The sequence below is a fragment of the Ottowia pentelensis genome (assembly GCF_964341695.1).
Map to the genome: position 1 here is coordinate 3,434,619 of NZ_OZ224513.1, position 17,652 is coordinate 3,452,270.

The 17,652-nt window shown below is 65.3% G+C and carries 11 protein-coding genes, 2 tRNA genes and 3 rRNA genes; 3 read left to right on the plus strand and 13 right to left on the minus strand.

All coding sequences use genetic code 11. From position 1 onward, the window contains the following. Positions 1-103: 103 nt before the first annotated feature. The 6 genes from tldD to ACWHMB_RS16615 form a co-directional block, all read right to left on the minus strand. A complete protein-coding gene (gene tldD / locus ACWHMB_RS16590) occupies positions 104-1,564 on the minus strand; it encodes a metalloprotease TldD (protein WP_293221237.1) in 1,461 nt (486 codons plus the stop codon). Positions 1,565-1,652: 88 nt separating this feature from the next. After that, positions 1,653-1,765, minus strand: a 5S ribosomal RNA gene (rrf, locus tag ACWHMB_RS16595). 143 nt (positions 1,766-1,908) lie between these two features. Beyond that, positions 1,909-4,777: ribosomal RNA gene (locus ACWHMB_RS16600) — 23S ribosomal RNA — on the minus strand. Between the two features lie 321 nt (positions 4,778-5,098). Beyond that, positions 5,099-5,174 (minus strand) — tRNA-Ala (locus tag ACWHMB_RS16605). A 19-nt stretch (positions 5,175-5,193) separates the two neighbouring features. After that, a tRNA-Ile gene (locus tag ACWHMB_RS16610) sits at positions 5,194-5,270 on the minus strand. A gap of 101 nt (positions 5,271-5,371) precedes the next feature. Further along, positions 5,372-6,900, minus strand: a 16S ribosomal RNA gene (locus ACWHMB_RS16615). The 16S, 23S and 5S rRNA genes sit together here with 2 tRNA genes alongside, the layout of an rRNA operon. A 465-nt stretch (positions 6,901-7,365) precedes the next feature. On the opposite strand from ACWHMB_RS16615, the gene ACWHMB_RS16620 reads away from it, so the two are divergent. Together ACWHMB_RS16620 and ACWHMB_RS16625 are read left to right on the plus strand one after the other, a co-directional pair. Next, positions 7,366-9,249, plus strand: coding sequence for an ATP-binding cassette domain-containing protein (locus ACWHMB_RS16620; protein WP_377479554.1), 1,884 nt, complete (start codon positions 7,366-7,368; stop codon positions 9,247-9,249). Positions 9,250-9,459: 210 nt separating this feature from the next. Beyond that, positions 9,460-10,149 carry a DUF2726 domain-containing protein gene (locus ACWHMB_RS16625; protein ID WP_377479552.1) on the plus strand — a complete coding sequence of 230 codons (690 nt, stop codon included), beginning with the start codon at positions 9,460-9,462 and terminating at the stop codon, positions 10,147-10,149. A 24-nt stretch (positions 10,150-10,173) separates the two neighbouring features. Here the strand turns inward: ACWHMB_RS16625 and glmU are convergent, their stop codons facing one another. The 6 genes from glmU to ACWHMB_RS16655 all read right to left on the minus strand — a co-directional run bounded on the left by glmU (position 10,174) and on the right by ACWHMB_RS16655 (position 16,100). Beyond that, positions 10,174-11,607 carry a bifunctional UDP-N-acetylglucosamine diphosphorylase/glucosamine-1-phosphate N-acetyltransferase GlmU gene (glmU, locus tag ACWHMB_RS16630; RefSeq protein WP_377479549.1) on the minus strand — a complete coding sequence of 478 codons (1,434 nt, stop codon included), beginning with the start codon at positions 11,605-11,607 and terminating at the stop codon, positions 10,174-10,176. 51 nt (positions 11,608-11,658) lie between these two features. Next, positions 11,659-12,792, minus strand: coding sequence for an ABC transporter permease (locus tag ACWHMB_RS16635; protein WP_377479546.1), 1,134 nt, complete (start codon positions 12,790-12,792; stop codon positions 11,659-11,661). Beyond that, on the minus strand, positions 12,789-13,751 hold the full coding sequence (locus ACWHMB_RS16640) for an ABC transporter ATP-binding protein (protein WP_293222458.1): 963 nt from the start codon (positions 13,749-13,751) through the stop codon (positions 12,789-12,791). Before ACWHMB_RS16640 ends, ACWHMB_RS16635 begins: the two co-directional genes overlap by 4 nt. A gap of 42 nt (positions 13,752-13,793) precedes the next feature. Beyond that, complete coding sequence (locus tag ACWHMB_RS16645; RefSeq protein WP_293222456.1) at positions 13,794-14,771, minus strand: HlyD family secretion protein; 978 nt, start codon at positions 14,769-14,771, stop codon at positions 13,794-13,796. Continuing rightward, positions 14,764-15,402 (minus strand): TetR/AcrR family transcriptional regulator, encoded by a 639-nt coding sequence (locus ACWHMB_RS16650; RefSeq protein WP_293222454.1) that lies wholly within the window; start codon positions 15,400-15,402, stop codon positions 14,764-14,766. The genes ACWHMB_RS16645 and ACWHMB_RS16650 overlap by 8 nt, the downstream gene beginning before the upstream one ends. Positions 15,403-15,494: 92 nt before the next feature. Beyond that, the gene (locus ACWHMB_RS16655) at positions 15,495-16,100 is read right to left on the minus strand and encodes a TetR/AcrR family transcriptional regulator (protein WP_293222452.1); all 606 of its coding nucleotides are present in this window, start codon (positions 16,098-16,100) and stop codon (positions 15,495-15,497) included. A 47-nt stretch (positions 16,101-16,147) separates the two neighbouring features. Here ACWHMB_RS16655 and ACWHMB_RS16660 point away from each other — a divergent pair, with 47 nt between their 5' ends. Continuing rightward, complete coding sequence (locus tag ACWHMB_RS16660; protein WP_377479543.1) at positions 16,148-16,567, plus strand: TfoX/Sxy family protein; 420 nt, start codon at positions 16,148-16,150, stop codon at positions 16,565-16,567. Positions 16,568-16,614: 47 nt separating this feature from the next. On the opposite strand, the gene ACWHMB_RS16665 is transcribed toward ACWHMB_RS16660, so the two are convergent. Next, positions 16,615-17,652, minus strand: coding sequence for a hypothetical protein (locus ACWHMB_RS16665; RefSeq protein ID WP_377479540.1), 1,038 nt, complete (start codon positions 17,650-17,652; stop codon positions 16,615-16,617).

Genomic DNA, 17,652 nt, shown 5'->3' on the forward strand with positions numbered 1-17,652 from the left:
ATAAAACGCAGCGGCTTGGAACATCACCGGCAAAATATAGCACAGCTGGCGCGGCTGCGCGGCGAATGACGACGCCCGGCTGTGCGCTGGTGTTGCGCGCAGGTCACGCCGTGCCGCCCACGGTCAGGCCTTCGAGCCGCAGCGTGGGCTGGCCCACGCCCACCGGCACGCTCTGCCCTTCCTTGCCGCACACGCCCACGCCCGAGTCGAGCTGCAGGTCGTTGCCGATGAGGGTCACCTTCTTTAGGGCCTCCGGTCCGCTGCCGACGATGGTCGCGCCCTTGACCGGGTACTGGATCTGGCCGTTCTCGACCCAGTAGGCCTGGCTGGCCGAAAACACGAACTTGCCGCTGGTGATGTCGACCTGCCCGCCGCCGAAGTTGGTGGCGTACAGCCCGCGCCGGATGCTGGCCACGATCTCGCGCGGATCCTTGTCGCCCGCCAGCATGTAGGTGTTGGTCATGCGTGGCATGGGAATGTGCGCGTAGCTCTCGCGTCGGCCGTTGCCGGTGGGCTTGCCCTTCATCAGCCGGGCATTCAACGCATCCTGCATGTAGCCCTTGAGAATGCCGTCTTCGATCAGCACGTTGCGCTGCGTGGCATGGCCCTCGTCGTCGACGTTCAAGCTGCCACGGCGCCCGGCAATGGTGCCGTCGTCCAGCACCGTCACCCCCTTGGCCGCCACGCGCTGGCCGATGCGGCCGCTGAAGGCGCTGGAGCCCTTGCGGTTGAAGTCCCCCTCCAGGCCGTGCCCCACCGCCTCGTGCAGCAGCACGCCGGGCCAGCCCGGCCCCAAAACCACCGTCATCTCGCCGGCCGGCGCGGGGCGCGACTGCAGATTGGTCAACGCGCCGGCGACGGCCTCGTCGACGTAGCGGCGCAGCAGGGCCTCGTCGAAGTAGTCCAGGCCGAAGCGGCCGCCGCCGCCGAAGGAACCCACCTCGCGACGCCCATCCTGCTCGGCGATGACGGTCACCGACAGGCGAATCAGCGGGCGCACATCGGCGGCCAGGGTGCCATCCAGACGCGCAATCAGCACCACGTCGTATTCGCAGGCCAGGCCCGCCATGACCTGGACCACGCGTGGGTCCTTGGCACGCGCCCAACGTTCGACCTGCTCCAGCAGCTGCACCTTGTCGGCGCTGCCCAGCGTGGCGATCGGATCCAGGTCGGCGTACAGCCGGCGGCTGCCGGCCAGCTTGGTCTTGGCCAGCTTGATGCGGCGACTTTGCCCTGCCGCACCGATCGCGCGCACCGCCGTCGCCGTCTCCAGCAGCGAGGTCAACGAGATGTCATCCGAGTAGCCGAAGGCCGTCTTCTCACCGCTGACGGCGCGCACACCGACACCCTGGTCGATGGAAAAACTGCCGGTCTTGACGATGCCCTCTTCCAGGCTCCAGCTCTCGGCGCGGGTGTATTGAAAGTACAGGTCGGCATCGTCCACCACATGGGTGGCGATGTCTCCCAGCACCCGCCCCAGATCGGCCTCGGTCAGGCCGAACGGGGTCAACAGCACCGACTTGGCGGTGGCCAAGCGCTCGATTGTGGGTTCGCGTGAAATCATGGCCTGATTGTAGAGCGCCGACGGGGAGCAGGCGTTCGCCAAAAAAAACGCCCCATCCTTTGTTGGATGGGGCGTTTTGGCTGTAATAGCCTGACGATGTCCTACTTTCACACGGGAGTCCGCACTATCATTGGCGCTAAGGCGTTTCACGGTCCTGTTCGGGATGGGAAGGAGTGGGGCCACCTTGCTATGGTCATCAGGCATAACTTGTTGTCTGGCAGTCGGTTGACTGCCAGACCAATTCACAGAGCGGATCAGCTTCGGTATTTCACGAATGAATATTACGCGAATATTTTGTTTGCGTCACTTGGCATAACAGTTTTGATCGGGCTGATCAAAATTATAGGGTCAAGCCGCACGAGCAATTAGTACTGGTTAGCTCAGAGCATTGCTGCCCTTGCACACCCAGCCTATCAACGTCCTGGTCTAGAACGACTCTTGAGGGGGCTCAAGGCCCCGGCAGATCTCATCTTGAAACGAGTTTCCCGCTTAGATGCTTTCAGCGGTTATCTCTTCCGCACTTAGCTACCCTGCGATGCCACGGGCGTGACAACAGGTACACCAGGGGTGCGTCCACTCCGGTCCTCTCGTACTAGGAGCAGGCTTTCTCAAATCTGCAGCGCCCACGGAAGATAGGGACCAAACTGTCTCACGACGTTTTGAACCCAGCTCACGTACCTCTTTAAATGGCGAACAGCCATACCCTTGGGACCGACTACAGCCCCAGGATGAGATGAGCCGACATCGAGGTGCCAAACACCGCCGTCGATATGAACTCTTGGGCGGTATCAGCCTGTTATCCCCAGAGTACCTTTTATCCGTTGAGCGATGGCCCTTCCATACAGAACCACCGGATCACTATGTCCTGCTTTCGCATCTGCTCGACTTGTCAGTCTCGCAGTTAAGCACGCTTATGCCATTGCACTATCGTCACGATGTCCGACCGTAACTAGCGTACCTTCGAACTCCTCCGTTACGCTTTGGGAGGAGACCGCCCCAGTCAAACTGCCTACCATGCACTGTCCCCGATCCCGATAAGGGACCCAGGTTAGAACCTCAAACGCACCAGGGTGGTATTTCAACGTTGGCTCCATGCGATCTAGCGACCGCACTTCAAAGCCTCCCACCTATCCTACACAGATCCGTTCAAAGTCCAATACAAAGCTACAGTAAAGGTTCATGGGGTCTTTCCGTCTTTCCGCGGGGAGATTGCATCATCACAAACATTTCAACTTCGCTGAGTCTCTGGAGGAGACAGCGTGGCCATCGTTACGCCATTCGTGCAGGTCGGAACTTACCCGACAAGGAATTTCGCTACCTTAGGACCGTTATAGTTACGGCCGCCGTTTACTGGGACTTCGATCAAGAGCTTGCACCCCATCAATTAATCTTCCAGCACCGGGCAGGCGTCACACCCTATACGTCCACTTTCGTGTTTGCAGAGTGCTGTGTTTTTGATAAACAGTCGCAGCCACCTATTTATTGCAACCCTTTCATGCTCAGATGTTCTCATCACACTACTTGGGCACACCTTCTTCCGAAGTTACGGTGTCAATTTGCCGAGTTCCTTCTCCAGAGTTCTCTCAAGCGCCTTAGAATACTCATCTCGCGCACCAGTGTCGGTTTGCGGTACGGTCGTGTGCAGCTGAAGCTTAGTGGCTTTTCCTGGAACCCCGTTCAGTCACTTCACGAGCAAGCTCGCTCGATCGGCAGCCTCGGTATATGACAAGCGGATTTGCCTACTTGTCGCCTACATCTGCCTAAACCAGAATCCAATAACTGGATGACCTATTAGGATCCGTCCCCACATCGCACTGCACATCGGTACAGGAATATTGACCTGTTTCCCATCAGCTACGCATCTCTGCCTCACCTTAGGGGCCGACTCACTCTACGCCGATGAACGTTGCGTAGAAAACCTTGCGCTTACGGCGAGGAGGCTTTTCACCCCCTTTAACGCTACTCATGTCAGCATTCGCACTTCTGATACCTCCAGCAGCCTTTACAAGCCACCTTCACAGGCTTACAGAACGCTCTCCTACCACGCACACTTGCGTGTGCATCCGCAGCTTCGGTAACTGGCTTAGCCCCGTTACATCTTCCGCGCAGGACGACTCGATCAGTGAGCTATTACGCTTTCTTTAAATGATGGCTGCTTCTAAGCCAACATCCTGACTGTTTTAGCCTTCCCACTTCGTTTCCCACTTAGCCAATTTTAGGGACCTTAGCTGGCGGTCTGGGTTGTTTCCCTCTTGTGTCCGGACGTTAGCACCCGGTGCACTGTCTCCCAAGCTGTACTCTGCGGTATTCGGAGTTTGCCTTGGTTTGGTAAGTCGCCATGACCCCCTAGCCAAAACAGTGCTCTACCCCCGCAGGTAATACTTGAGGCACTACCTAAATAGTTTTCGGAGAGAACCAGCTATTTCCAAGTTTGTTTAGCCTTTCACCCCTATCCACAGCTCATCCCCTGGTTTTGCAACACCAGTGGGTTCGGACCTCCAGTACCTGTTACGGCACCTTCATCCTGGCCATGGATAGATCACTTGGTTTCGGGTCTACACCCAGCGACTGAACGCCCTATTCGGACTCGATTTCTCTTCGGCTTCCCTATTCGGTTAACCTTGCCACTGAATGTAAGTCGCTGACCCATTATACAAAAGGTACGCCGTCACCCCGAAGGGCTCCGACTTTTTGTAAGCATGCGGTTTCAGGATCTATTTCACTCCCCTCCCGGGGTTCTTTTCGCCTTTCCCTCACGGTACTAGTTCACTATCGGTCGATGATGAGTATTTAGCCTTGGAGGATGGTCCCCCCATGTTCAGACAGGATTACACGTGTCCCGCCCTACTTGTCTCTAGCCTGGTACCACACGTGCGCTTTCGCATACAGGGCTATCACCTGCTATGGCCGAGCTTTCCAGCTCGTTTTGCTAACGCTCGTGCTATCACTAGAAGGCTTCTCCGATTTCGCTCGCCACTACTTTCGGAATCTCGGTTGATGTCTTTTCCTCGAGCTACTGAGATGTTTCAGTTCACCCGGTTCGCCTCTTGCAACTATGTATTCATCGCAAGATACCTTTCGGTGGGTTTCCCCATTCGGAAATCTCCGGATCAAAGCTCATTTGCCAGCTCCCCGAAGCTTATCGCAGGCTATCACGTCCTTCGTCGCCTATCATCGCCAAGGCATCCACCACATGCTCTTAGTCACTTGACCCTATAACTTTGACGTTTCTCACGAAACCAAAGCCTATCAAGGACTTGCCAGGTCTTTCACCTGGCGCGTTATGCCGTAATCGAGCTTTCGCTCGGATTACTCGAATACAACTCGCGTTGAATTCGTTTGTGACGCAATCAAAAATTGTTGCCGACGGCACGGTGGACAAGACCTTGACGATCTGGTCCTTTCCGTCGACAACGCTGATTCGACTCTATGAATTGTTAAAGAACAGCCGGAAGTCTTGCGACTCCAATTATTGGCAATGCCAATATCAAAACACCGATGCAGTCGCCTGTCGATGCTTTGATATTGAAATCTTGGTGGAGGATGACGGGATCGAACCGACGACCCCCTGCTTGCAAAGCAGGTGCTCTCCCAGCTGAGCTAATCCCCCGGTTCTGTGCTGGAGGAAATGGTGGGTCTGGTTGGTCTCGAACCAACGACCCCCGCCTTATCAAGACGGTGCTCTAACCAACTGAGCTACAGACCCTAGTCGGTCAACCGCGGGCCTGTCTCTTGCCCGGACCGCTGGCGACACCTTCCAACAACCGATAAGTGTGGACGTTTGAGCTTGAATTGCTTTTTTTCCAGAAAGGAGGTGATCCAGCCGCACCTTCCGATACGGCTACCTTGTTACGACTTCACCCCAGTCACGAACCCTGCCGTGGTAATCGCCCTCCTTGCGGTTAGGCTAACTACTTCTGGCAGAACCCGCTCCCATGGTGTGACGGGCGGTGTGTACAAGACCCGGGAACGTATTCACCGTGACATGCTGATCCACGATTACTAGCGATTCCGACTTCACGCAGTCGAGTTGCAGACTGCGATCCGGACTACGACTGGCTTTGTGGGATTGGCTCCCCCTCGCGGGTTGGCAACCCTTTGTACCAGCCATTGTATGACGTGTGTAGCCCCACCTATAAGGGCCATGAGGACTTGACGTCATCCCCACCTTCCTCCGGTTTGTCACCGGCAGTCCCATTAGAGTGCCCTTTCGTAGCAACTAATGGCAAGGGTTGCGCTCGTTGCGGGACTTAACCCAACATCTCACGACACGAGCTGACGACAGCCATGCAGCACCTGTGTTACGGCTCTCTTTCGAGCACTCCTGCGTCTCTGCAGGATTCCGTACATGTCAAAGGTGGGTAAGGTTTTTCGCGTTGCATCGAATTAAACCACATCATCCACCGCTTGTGCGGGTCCCCGTCAATTCCTTTGAGTTTTAACCTTGCGGCCGTACTCCCCAGGCGGTCAACTTCACGCGTTAGCTTCGTTACTGAGAAAATGAATTCCCAACAACCAGTTGACATCGTTTAGGGCGTGGACTACCAGGGTATCTAATCCTGTTTGCTCCCCACGCTTTCGTGCATGAGCGTCAGTGCAGGCCCAGGGGATTGCCTTCGCCATCGGTGTTCCTCCGCATATCTACGCATTTCACTGCTACACGCGGAATTCCATCCCCCTCTGCCGCACTCCAGCCTTGCAGTCACAAAGGCAGTTCCCAGGTTGAGCCCGGGGATTTCACCTCTGTCTTACAAAACCGCCTGCGCACGCTTTACGCCCAGTAATTCCGATTAACGCTTGCACCCTACGTATTACCGCGGCTGCTGGCACGTAGTTAGCCGGTGCTTATTCTTACGGTACCGTCATATGCCCCCTGTATTAGAGAGAGCCCTTTCGTTCCGTACAAAAGCAGTTTACAACCCGAAGGCCTTCGTCCTGCACGCGGAATGGCTGGATCAGGCTTGCGCCCATTGTCCAAAATTCCCCACTGCTGCCTCCCGTAGGAGTCTGGGCCGTGTCTCAGTCCCAGTGTGGCTGATCATCCTCTCAGACCAGCTACAGATCGCAGGCTTGGTAAGCCTTTACCCCACCAACTACCTAATCTGCCATCGGCCGCTCCAAACGCGTGAGGCCTTGCGGTCCCCCACTTTCATCCTCAGATCACATGCGGTATTAATCCGGCTTTCGCCGGGCTATCCCCCACGTCTGGGCACGTTCCGATGTGTTACTCACCCGTTCGCCGCTCGCCGCCAGGTTGCCCCGCGCTGCCGCTCGACTTGCATGTGTAAAGCATTCCGCCAGCGTTCAATCTGAGCCAGGATCAAACTCTACAGTTCGATCTTGAAATTTATACTCTCTCGAGTCACTCACTTAAACGGAATTGAAGTGAACTTCACTTCTATCTTCATGAGCGTTTGTTTTAGTCCTGAAAGAACTTGGCAATTCGCCACCAAACGCCCACGCTTATCGGCTGTATCTTGTTAATGATCCAACACGCAAAACTACCCGTCTTGCGTCATCCTCGCTGCGATCAGCGAAGCCTTGAATTATCACTCGATTCTCAATGACCTGTCAAATTTTAGGGTTTCTACCTATTGCGTTTTGCAGGTTTGCCCAACGCACTTAGCAGGGCCTCGAATTGTGACGACTCTTGTGTGGTGTCGTCAAACTCAGGACCTCGATTCCCTTTCGAGATCAGCAGGCTGGCCTGCGATCAGCGAAGCCCTAGACTATAGCATCGTTTTCTTGCCGATCGCAAGAGCCGCCGAATTTTTCCAGCCTGCTTCGCCACCGTCCCTCTCATGTCCCTGATCACGCTTCAACACGCCCACCTGGCCTTCGGGCACGTCCCGCTGCTGGACGACGCGCAGCTGAGCCTGGAAGCGCAGGAGCGGGTGGGCCTGATCGGGCGCAATGGCACGGGCAAGTCCTCGCTGCTGAAGGTGCTGGCGGGGCTGGAGCGGCTGGACGACGGGGATTTGCGGATGAGCCAGGGCCTGCGCCTGGCCTACGTCGCGCAGGACCCGGCGCTGAGTGGCGCGGCCACGGTGTTCGACGCGGTGGCGCAGGGCCTGGCGACGGTGCGCGGCTGGATCGACGCCTACGGCGCCGGCCAGGGCGACCTGGCGGCCCTGCAGGCGCGCATCGAGGCCGAGGACGGCTGGCACTGGCAGCAGCGCGTGACCGAGGCCCTGCAGCGCCTGCGGCTGCAGCCCGAGGCCGCGGTAAGCGAGCTCTCGGGCGGCACGCGCAAGCGCGTGGCGCTGGCTCAGGCGCTGGTGACGCGGCCGGACGTGCTCTTGCTGGACGAACCGACCAACCACCTGGACCTGGACGCCATGCTCTGGCTGGAAGAGCTGCTGCTGGACTTTCGCGGCGCCGCGGTGATCGTCACGCACGACCGCGCCTTTCTCGATCGCGTGGCCACGCGCATCGTCGAGCTGGACCGCGGGCGCCTGCTGTCGTATCCGGGCAGCTTCGCCCAGTACCAGGCGCTGAAGGCCGAGCAGCTGGCGCAGGAGGCCACGATCCACGCGCGCGCCGACAAGCTGCTGGCGCAGGAGGAAGCCTGGATTCGCCAGGGCGTGGAGGCGCGCCGCACCCGCGCGCAGGGGCGCATCAATCGCCTGCAGGCCTTGCGCGCGGCACGCGCGGCGCGGCGCGAGCAGGTCGGGCGCGTGCGGCTGGACGTGGACGCGGGCGTGGCCGGCTACCAGGGCAAGCTGGTGGCCGAGCTGGAGCACGTGCAGCTGGCCTTCGGCGCCAAGACCATCGTCGATGACCTCAGCGCCACCGTGCTGCGCGGCGACAAGCTGGGCCTGATCGGCCCCAACGGCGCGGGCAAGACCACGCTGCTCAAGCTGATCCTGGGCGAGCTGGAGCCCGACCGCGGGCGCGTGCGGCGCGGCGCCAACCTGCAGGTGGCCTACTTCGACCAGATGCGCGCGGCGCTCGACCCCGAGGCCACGCTGGCGGATTTCATCAGCCCCGGCAGCGAGTGGATCGAGATCGGCACGCGGCGCCAGCACGTCAAGAGCTACCTGGGCGACTTCCTGTTCAGCCCGGCGCGCGCGGCCTCGCCGGTCAAGAGCCTGTCGGGCGGCGAGATGGGCCGCTTGCTGCTGGCCCGCCTGTTCGCGCGCCCGGCCAACGTGCTGGTGCTGGACGAGCCCACCAACGACCTGGACATCGACACGCTGGAGCTGCTGGAGCAACTGCTGCAGGACTACGAGGGCACGGTGTTCGTGGTCAGCCACGACCGCGCCTTTCTGGACAACGTGGTGACCAGCACCCTGGCCTGGGACGGCCCCGGCCAGTGGCGCGAGTACGAGGGCGGCGTGCAGGACTGGCTGACGCAAAGCGCGCGCTGGCAGGCGCTGCGCGCACCGGTCCCGGCGGCGCCGCCCGAAATTGCAAGGCAAAACGCCCCTCAGCCCGCGCCAAACGAGCGCCAGGCGCTACAAAAACGAAAGCTCAGCTACAAGGAGCAACGCGAGCTGGACGGCCTGCCCGCGCGCATCGAGGCGCTCGAAGCCGAGCAGGCCGACATCCGCGCGCGCCTGGCCGACGGCACGCTCTACCAGAGCGACCTGCAGCAGGCCGTCGCCCTGCAGGCGCGCGACACCGCCATCGACCAGGCGCTGACCGAGGCGCTGGAGCGCTGGGAAGAGCTCGGGCAACGCTGAACAAGTCGGCGCGATGTGGCGCGCCCTGGATCGGGATGGGCGGCAAGGCGAAAACCGCAGCGATACCGGGCGGTATCGCGAGGATTTTCAACGCCGCAGACCGCCCGAGCCCAGGGATGCGACGCGCGCGAGGACTGGGTCAGCGTTGCCCTTGGTTCCACGTAGACTGCAGGGCGCGCCGACCGGGCGCGAGGGGAAGGAGCAACGCCCATGGATTCGTCAACGACCTGGATCGTCGCCGGCATCGTCCTGCTGATCGCGCTCGCCGCGGCTTGGCTGTGGCAGCGGCGCCGGCCCGCGGCCGCACCGGCGCAGGCCTCGCACGAGCGCTTTGCCGCCGCCGCCGCCATCTCGCCGGCGCAGACCGAACTGCTGCAGTACCTGGTGGACGCCTTTGCCGGCCGGCCGGTGCTGTTTCGCGTGCCGCTGTCGCAGCTGGTGACCCCGCGCGGCGCCGGCGACCGGCTGCAAACGCAGCGCCGCCTGGCCGAGCACTCGGTGGACTTCGTGGTCTGCGACCGCGCCGGCCGCGCCATGTATGCGTTCGAGCTGGACGCCGTGCACGACAGCGACGAGCAGGCCGAGCAGGACGCGGCCGAAAAGCACCGCGTGCTGAAAGCGGCCGGCATCCGCCTGATCCGCGTCAAGCGCTCGACGCGCGGCATGCCGTCGCCGCACGAGTTCCGCCAGCGCCTGCGCACGGCCAGCCTGACGCCGCCAGCCGCCGCGGCCAGCGGGCAGGCGCCGCTTGGGCAAGCCACGACGGCGCCGAGCGCTGCCGCCCCCACCCCCGCGCCGACGGCCAAGAACACCGAGCCGATGAGCCTGACCGATCTGATGGACCTGGCGCCGGCCACGACGGCCGACGACGATCCCTGGGGCTCGGAGCGGCGCCGCTGACGGCCACGCCGGCCCGGCGCGCGCTCAAGCGCCGCGCGCCTTCTTCGTCGGCCGCTGCCAGCCCGCGATGCTGACCTGCTTGCCGCGCGCCACGCTCAGCACACCCGGCGGCGTGCTGCGGGTGATGGTCGAGCCGCCGCCCACCGTGCCGCCGGCGCCGATGGTGACCGGCGCCACCAGCACGCAGTTGCTGCCGATGTGCACGTCGGCCTCGATCACCGTGCGGCGCTTGTTGGCGCCGTCGTAGTTGGCGGTGATGCTGCCGGCGCCGTAGTTCACCCGCTCGCCCACCGCGGCATCACCCAGATAGGCCAGGTGATTGGCCTTGGCGCCCGCCGCCAGCGTGCTGTTCTTCACTTCGACGAAGTTGCCGATGTGCACCTCGGGCCCCAGCTCGGCGCCCGGCCGCAGCCGCGCGAACGGGCCGACGCGCGCGCCCTCGCCCACGCGCACCCCGGCCTGCTCGCCGTCGATGTGGGTGAAGGGGTGAATCACCGCGCCCGCCGCGATGCTCGCGTTGGTGATGTGGCAATAGGCGCCGATCTGCGCGCCCTCGCCCAGCTCGACCCGGCCGCTGAAGATGCAGCCGACGTCGATCTCCACGTCCGGCCCGCAGCTCAGCGCGGCCGGCGCCCCGCTGCGCGCATCGTCGCGCAGGTCCAGGCGCGCCGGGTCGGCCAGGCGCACGCCCTGCAGCATCAGCGCCTCGGCCTGGCGCCGCTGGTGCGCGCGCTCCAGCTCGGCCAGCTGCACGGGGCTGTTGACGCCCGCCACCTGCAGCGCGTCGTCGATGCGGTGGGCGACCACCGGCACGCCATCTTGCACCGCCATGGCCACGACATCGGTCAGGTAGTACTCGCCCTGGGCGTTGTCGTTGGTCAGACGCCCCAGCCAGCGGCGCAGATGGCGCGCGGGCACGGCCATGATGCCGCTGTAGACCTCGGTGATGGCGCGCTCGTCGGCGCTGGCGTCCTTTTGCTCGACGATGCGCTGCACGCCGCCGTCGGCCGCGCGCACGATGCGGCCATAGCCCGTCGGCTCGGGCAGGCGCACCGTCAGCAGCGCCAGCCGCTCGCCCTGCGCCGCATCCACCAGCGCCTGCAGGGTGGCGGCCTCGGTCAGCGGCACGTCGCCCGACAGCACCACCACCAGGCCGTCGTCGGCCAGCAGCGGCAGTGCCTGCTGCACCGCGTGGCCGGTGCCCAGCTGCGGCTCCTGGCGCGCAAATTTCAGGTCGAATCGGCCTGCAGCGCCCGCCACGCCTGCGCCATAAGCTTCCACTTCAGGAGCACCGTGGCCGGTGACGGCGACCACGCGGCGCGCGTGCAGTGCCTGCGCCGTGGCCAGCACATGACCCAGCAGCGGCCGCCCGGCCAGCTTTTGCAGCACCTTGGGCACGCGGCTTTTCATGCGGGTGCCCTTGCCCGCGGCCATGATGACGATGTCGATGGCATTCATCGGTGGAAATCCGTTCACAGCTGAAGTTGGCGCCGATTATCGGGCGCCCGCTCAATCCAGCGTCTGCCGGTAGCGCAGCAGCGCCACGGCGCTGACGGCGAGGGTGAAGGCCAGCAGCGCCCACAGCTCGGGCAGCAGATCGCCCAGGCTGCTGCCCTTGAGCATGATGCCGCGCACGATGCGCAAAAAGTGGGTCAGCGGCAGCACCTCGCCGATCCACTGCGCCCAGCGCGGCATGCCGGCAAACGGGAACATGAAGCCCGACAGCAGCATCGAGGGCAAAAAGAAAAACAGCGTCATCTGCACCGCCTGCAGTTGGTTGCGCGCCAGCGTGCTGAAGGTGAAACCGACCGCCAGGTTGGCGACGATGAAGACGCCGATCATCGCGCCCAGCAACGGCCGGCTGCCCACCATGGGCACGGCGAACAAGACCCAGGCCGCGCCCATGATCACCGCCAGCTGCAGGTAGCCGATGACGACGTAGGGCGCGATCTTGCCCAGCATCACCTCGGCCGGGCGCGCCGGCGTGGCCAGCAGGTTTTCCATCGTGCCGCGCTCGCGTTCGCGCGTCATCGCCAGGCCCGTGAACATGATCATCGTCATGGTCAGGATGGTGCCGACCAGGCCCGGCACGATGTTGACGCGCGACAGCCCCTCGGGGTTGTAGCGCCGGTGCACGCGCAGCTCGAACGGCGGCGGCGTGGCGGCCAGCGGGCGCAGCGCGCCCTTCAGGTCGTGCGCCAGCGCCTGCGGCGCCAGGGCGCCGAGCGCGGCGAGGGCGTTGCCGGCGGCGGCCGGGTCGGTGGCGTCGGCAGCCACGAACAGGGTCGGCCGCTGGCCGCGCAGCAGCTCGCGCTCGAAGCCGGGCGGCACGACGACGATGAATTGCAGCTCGCCGCGCGCCATCGCCGCGTCGGCCTGCGCCTCGCTGCCGCCCGTCTGCACCACGCGGAAGTAGTCGCTGTGCTGCAGCGCCGTGATCAGGCTGCGCACCAGCGGGCCCTGCTCGGCCGTCACCACCGCCGTCGGCAACTGCTTGGGGTCGCTGTTGATGGCGTAGCCGAACAGCACCAACTGCAGGATCGGGATGCCGACGGCCATGGCAAAGGTCAGGCGGTCGCGCAGGATTTGCTGGAACTCCTTGACGAACACGGCCCAGGTGCGGGCGAACGAAAAACGGCTCATGACGGCTGCGCCGCGCCGGCGAAGTTGTCTTGCGCCTGGCCGATGAGGCTGATGAAGACGTCTTCCAGATTCGCCTCGGCCGGCGCCACGCGCAGGCCGGGGCGCTGGGCCAGCGGCGCCAGGGCGTCGCGCAGCAGCGCGGCGTCCTGCCCGGCCACGTGCAGGCGGCTGCCGAAGGCGGTCACGCTCTGCACGCCGGGCAGGGCCTGCAGCTCGCTCACCAGCAAGGGGCCGACCTCGTCGCCCGCGACCTCGAACACCACGAGACCCGCGGCGCCGATGATCTCGCCCTGCGTGCCGCGCGCCAGCAGGCGGCCGTAGGCGATGTAGGCCAGCTCGTGGCAGCGCTCGGCCTCGTCCATGTAGTGGGTCGACACCAGCACCGTGATGCCCTGCGCCGCCAGCTGGTGGATCTGGTCCCAGAAGTCGCGCCGCGCGGCGGGGTCGACGCCGGCCGTCGGCTCGTCGAGCAGCAGCAGGCGCGGCGCGTGGATCAGGCAGGCGGCCAGCGCCAGGCGCTGCTTCCAGCCGCCCGACAGCGCGCCGGCCAGCTGGTGCTGGCGCGCCACCAGGCCCAGCCGCGCCAGCGCCGCATCGACGGCGGCGCGCCGCTCGGGCACGGCGAACAGGCGCGCCACGAAGTCCAGGTTCTGGCGGATCGACAAGTCCTCGTACCAGCCGAAGCGCTGCGTCATGTAGCCGATCTGGCGCTTGATGGCCAGCGCCTCGCGCCGCAGGTCGAGCCCCAGGCAAGTGCCCGAGCCCTCGTCGGGCGTCAGCAGGCCGCACAGCATGCGGATGGTGGTGGTCTTGCCGCTGCCGTTGGGGCCGAGAAAGCCGCAGATGCGCCCGGCGCGCACCTGCAGGTCGACCTGGTCGACCACCGCCCGCCCACCGTAACGCTTGGTCAGGCCGCGCACGTCGATCGCCAGCTCGGCCGCGTTTGCTATTTCATTCATAGCTGCTTGTGCTTGATGCACGCGCGCTGGCGGCCGATTTGATCATGAACCACTCTGGAGCGGCGCGCGCCGCACGTCGAGCGGCAGGCCGGGTTTCAGGCGCGTGGCGTCGGCGGCGCCCGGCCGCGCCTCGACCAGGAACACCAGCTTGGCGCGCTGCGCGTTCGAATAAATCACCGGCGGCGTGTACTCGGCCTGCGTGGCGATGCGGCTGATGCGCGCGGCGATCGGCGCGCCGCAGCCGTCGCAAATCAACTGCACCGCATCGCCCGGCTTCAGGCTGGCGACCTCGGTCTCGGGCACGAAGAAGCGCGCCTTGATCTGCGCCGGCGGCAGCAGCGCCAGCACCGGCTGGCCGGCGCCGACCCATTCGCCCAGGCGGTAATAGGTGTCGGCCACCTGCGCATCGGCCGGCGCGCTCTGCGTGGTCTGCCCCAGCCGCCAGCGCTGCGCGGCCAGCGCGCTCGATGCGGCCTGCGCCTGCGCCTGGGCGGCGGCGCGCTCCTGCACGCGCGCGGGCTGGCGCGCCGTGCGCAGCGCGGCCTCCAGCTCGCGCACGCGCTGGCGTGCCTGATCGGCTGCGGTGCGCGCCGCATCCGCATCCATGCGCGAGACCGCCGCCTGCGCCACCAGCGCCGTCTTGCGCGCGGCGTCCGTCTGCGCCAGCTGCGCCTGCGCGCGCGCCTGGGCCAGCTGCGCCTCGATCTGCGCGATCTCGTCCGGCCGACGACCGGTCTGCAGGTTGGCGGCCTGCGCCTGGGCAGCGGCCAGTTGCGCCTCGGCGGTGCGGGCGGCGTCGCGCTCGGTCTGGCCGTCGAGCGCGAACAGCGGCGCGCCGCCCTTCACTTGGTCGCCGGCCTGCACGTCCAGCTGCTGCAGGCGGCCGGCCACCGGCGCGGCGACGTAGACATAGTCGCCCTCGACATAGCCCGACCAGCCGGGCGCCGGCGCCTCCTTGCACCCGGCCAGGGCCAGGGCCAACCCCAGTGCCCACCGGGCGTGACGATGCGGTTCAGGCATGAAAGTCTCCGGTGGTCAGCGCCTGCAGCGCCAGGTCGGCGCGCTGCGCGATGGCCGCGTCCGACAGCACCTGCGGCCCCACTTGCGGGCGCGCCAGCGTGGGCAGCAGGCCCGATTCCTTCAGCAGCAGGGCCAGCAGCACCGGCGCCAGCACGGCGCCGAGCAGAAAGGTCAGGCGCAGCAGCGGCGGCCGCGGTGCGATGTGGCCGGCGGCCTCGGCCTCGGCCAGCAGTTGCAGCAGCAGCTTCAGGTGGCGCGGCATGTTGCGGCGCAAAAACTGCACCGCCACCGCGTGGCCCGCGCCGGCGTCGGCCAGCACGCGGCGCAGCACCGGCGCGTGCTGGCGCAGCATGCGGCCCAGCACCAGCAGCACCTGGCGCAGGCGCGCCAGCGGCTCGCCGGCCTCGCGCGCGGGCGGCGCGATCTGCTCGAACAGATCGTCGTAGAAGCGCTGCAGCAGCTCGCGGACAAAGTCGTCCTTGCTCTCGAAGTGGTAGTGGAACATGCCGGGCGAGGTGCCCGCGTGCGCCGCCACCGCGCGCACCGACAGGCCTGCGCAGCCCAGCCGCGGGTACAGCGCGGCGCCGCTGGCAAGCAGCGCCCGATCGACGTTGCGCGAGGGCCGGACCATGGTGGGGCGCAGTATGGGGCCTTATTGGTCAGTCGTCCAGTAATGGCGGCAAAAAAACCGCCAGGGCGGTTCGGCGCGACGCGGCGGTGCCGTCAGGCGGTGGGCGTCAGCCCGTGCTCGAGCATGGCGATCACCTCGTCCGCGAACTCGGCGTAGCTCATCGGCCCGCCCGGGCGCAGCCAGGTGAAGGTCCAGTTGATCATGCCGAACAGGGTCATGGCGATGGCGGTCTGGTTGCGCGCGCTCACCCGATCCGGATAGGCGCGGCGCAGAAAGCGCGTGACGGCGGCCACCACGTCGCGCTCGCGATTCAGGATGACCTCGCGCTGCGCGTCGCCCAGGTACTGCGTACTGCCCAGCAGGGCCGCGTGGCGCGTGGCCGAGGTCTCGTACTCGCGCAGAAAGGCGCGGATCAGCTCGTGCAGCGTGGCGCGCTCGTCCAGCGCTTGGCGGTGCGCCGTGGCCTGCACCTGGCCGATGATGACCAGCAGCTTTTGCGTGTAGCGGTCGAGCAGGTCGAACAAGATCGCCTCCTTGCTCTCGTAATAGTGGTACAGCCGCGCCTTGGACGCGCCGCAGGCCGCGGCGATGTCGTTCATGCGCGTGGCCGGGTAGCTCTGGCGCGCAAAGCAGGCCGCCGCGACGTCGAGAATCTCGTCGCGCCGCACTTCGTGGGAGGCGGAAATCGGGCGGGCCATGGATCGTCGATTATGCGCAAGGCTTGCCCCGCGCCTACCATCGCGCCATGCCCACCGCGCTCACCGCCGACTCCGAATTCGCCCAGTATTGCTGCGAGTTGCTGGCCGCCATCGGCCCCTGCCACGCCCTGCGCATGTTCGGCGGCCTGGGGCTGCGCACGGCCGACGGCCTGAACGTGGCCCTGGTCACCGACCTGGGCGAGGGCGACACCCTGTGGCTGAAGGCCGACGCGCAGGCGCGGGCCGACTTCGAGGCGCAGGGCTGCCGGCGCTTCACCTATGCGATGAAGGGCGTGCCACGCTCGATGGGCTACTACAGCGCGCCGGCACCCGCCATAGAATCACCCGCGCTGATGGCGCCCTGGGCGCAGCGCGCGCTGGACTCGGCGCTGCGCGCGCGGGCCGGCAGCGCGGCCAAGGCGGCCAAGCCCAGCTCAGTAGGCAAGAAGCGGCCCCGCTCAAGCTGAAGCGGCGGCGCCTCGGCGCACGAAGCAAGCCGCCGCGACGGCGATGCTCAGCTTTCGCGCCCGCTGCGGACGCGGCGCATGCCGGCCACGCCCAACAGCAGAGCCAGCGCGATCAGCCCGACGCTTGAAGCGGTGGGCACAGGGGCCACGGCAGCCGCCGACACCAAGGCAATGACCACCCGGCCATCGCCCGACGCCGTCGATACCGCGGCCGCAGCCTTGGCGCCTACGTTGTACGAACCGCCGCCGCCGGCAATCCAGCCGCCGTCGCCACCGGAATAGCCGCCGCCGCCGCCGCCGCCCCAGCACCCGTTGCCAGCCCCGCCGCCACCAAAGCCGCCTTGGGCGTTGACGCCGCCGCAAGAACCCACCTTGGCACCACCGCCCAACCCATTGAGCCAGGATTTGCCGCCGGTTCCCACACTTCCGTCATTTTGTCCGTTGGTGTCAAAGCCAGCGCCCGCCGAGCCATAGTCGTCCGAACTCGTTATCACACCGCCCTGCCGCAGGCCGGTGGTGTGCGGGGTACATGTGCTGGTGCTCTGGTCACCGCTTCCGACGATGCCGTACTCCGTCAACGATGCATCGCACCCGTCCCGGGTCGCTCCCGTTCGGGTGCCTCCACCGCCGCCAGCCACCAGCATGGGGCTGTCGGCGCTGCTCACCACAAAACTGCCGCCGCCGCCGCCGCCGTTGCTGTTGCTGCCCTGCCCCAGCCCCTGCTGGCCCACGGCGATGCGCAGCGTGGTGCCGGCGCTCAGGGTGAAGTCACCACTCAGCTCGGCGCCACGCCCGCCCGCATGAGCGGGTGCGCCCGCCGCGCCCTGGCCGCCCACGGCGGTGATGCGGTAGACGCCGGAGGTCGGCACGGTCCACGACTGAATGCCGCCCGCCACCGTGACGGCGCCGGCCAGGTTGGTGGCGCCATAGGCCGTGTCGCACGCCGCCTGGGTGGGCCCGGTGGCGCCGGTGGCGGCGCAGGCAGAGAAATTCCACTGCGCGAAACTCGCCGTGCCGCACAAGGCCAGCAGGCCGGCCAGGCCCAGCCTGGCGCATCGGGAAAGGAAAGGAATTCGTGTAGTCAA

Coding starts and splice junctions, on each gene's coding strand:
- ACWHMB_RS16655 (WP_293222452.1), bottom strand. CDS start 16,100: ATGGCCCGCCCGATTTCCGCCTCCCACGAAGTGCGGCGCGACGAGATT.
- tldD (WP_293221237.1), bottom strand. CDS start 1,564: ATGATTTCACGCGAACCCACAATCGAGCGCTTGGCCACCGCCAAGTCG.
- ACWHMB_RS16650 (WP_293222454.1), bottom strand. CDS start 15,402: ATGGTCCGGCCCTCGCGCAACGTCGATCGGGCGCTGCTTGCCAGCGGC.
- glmU (WP_377479549.1), bottom strand. CDS start 11,607: ATGAATGCCATCGACATCGTCATCATGGCCGCGGGCAAGGGCACCCGC.
- ACWHMB_RS16645 (WP_293222456.1), bottom strand. CDS start 14,771: ATGCCTGAACCGCATCGTCACGCCCGGTGGGCACTGGGGTTGGCCCTG.
- ACWHMB_RS16635 (WP_377479546.1), bottom strand. CDS start 12,792: ATGAGCCGTTTTTCGTTCGCCCGCACCTGGGCCGTGTTCGTCAAGGAG.
- ACWHMB_RS16660 (WP_377479543.1), top strand. CDS start 16,148: ATGCCCACCGCGCTCACCGCCGACTCCGAATTCGCCCAGTATTGCTGC.
- ACWHMB_RS16640 (WP_293222458.1), bottom strand. CDS start 13,751: ATGAATGAAATAGCAAACGCGGCCGAGCTGGCGATCGACGTGCGCGGC.
- ACWHMB_RS16625 (WP_377479552.1), top strand. CDS start 9,460: ATGGATTCGTCAACGACCTGGATCGTCGCCGGCATCGTCCTGCTGATC.
- ACWHMB_RS16620 (WP_377479554.1), top strand. CDS start 7,366: ATGTCCCTGATCACGCTTCAACACGCCCACCTGGCCTTCGGGCACGTC.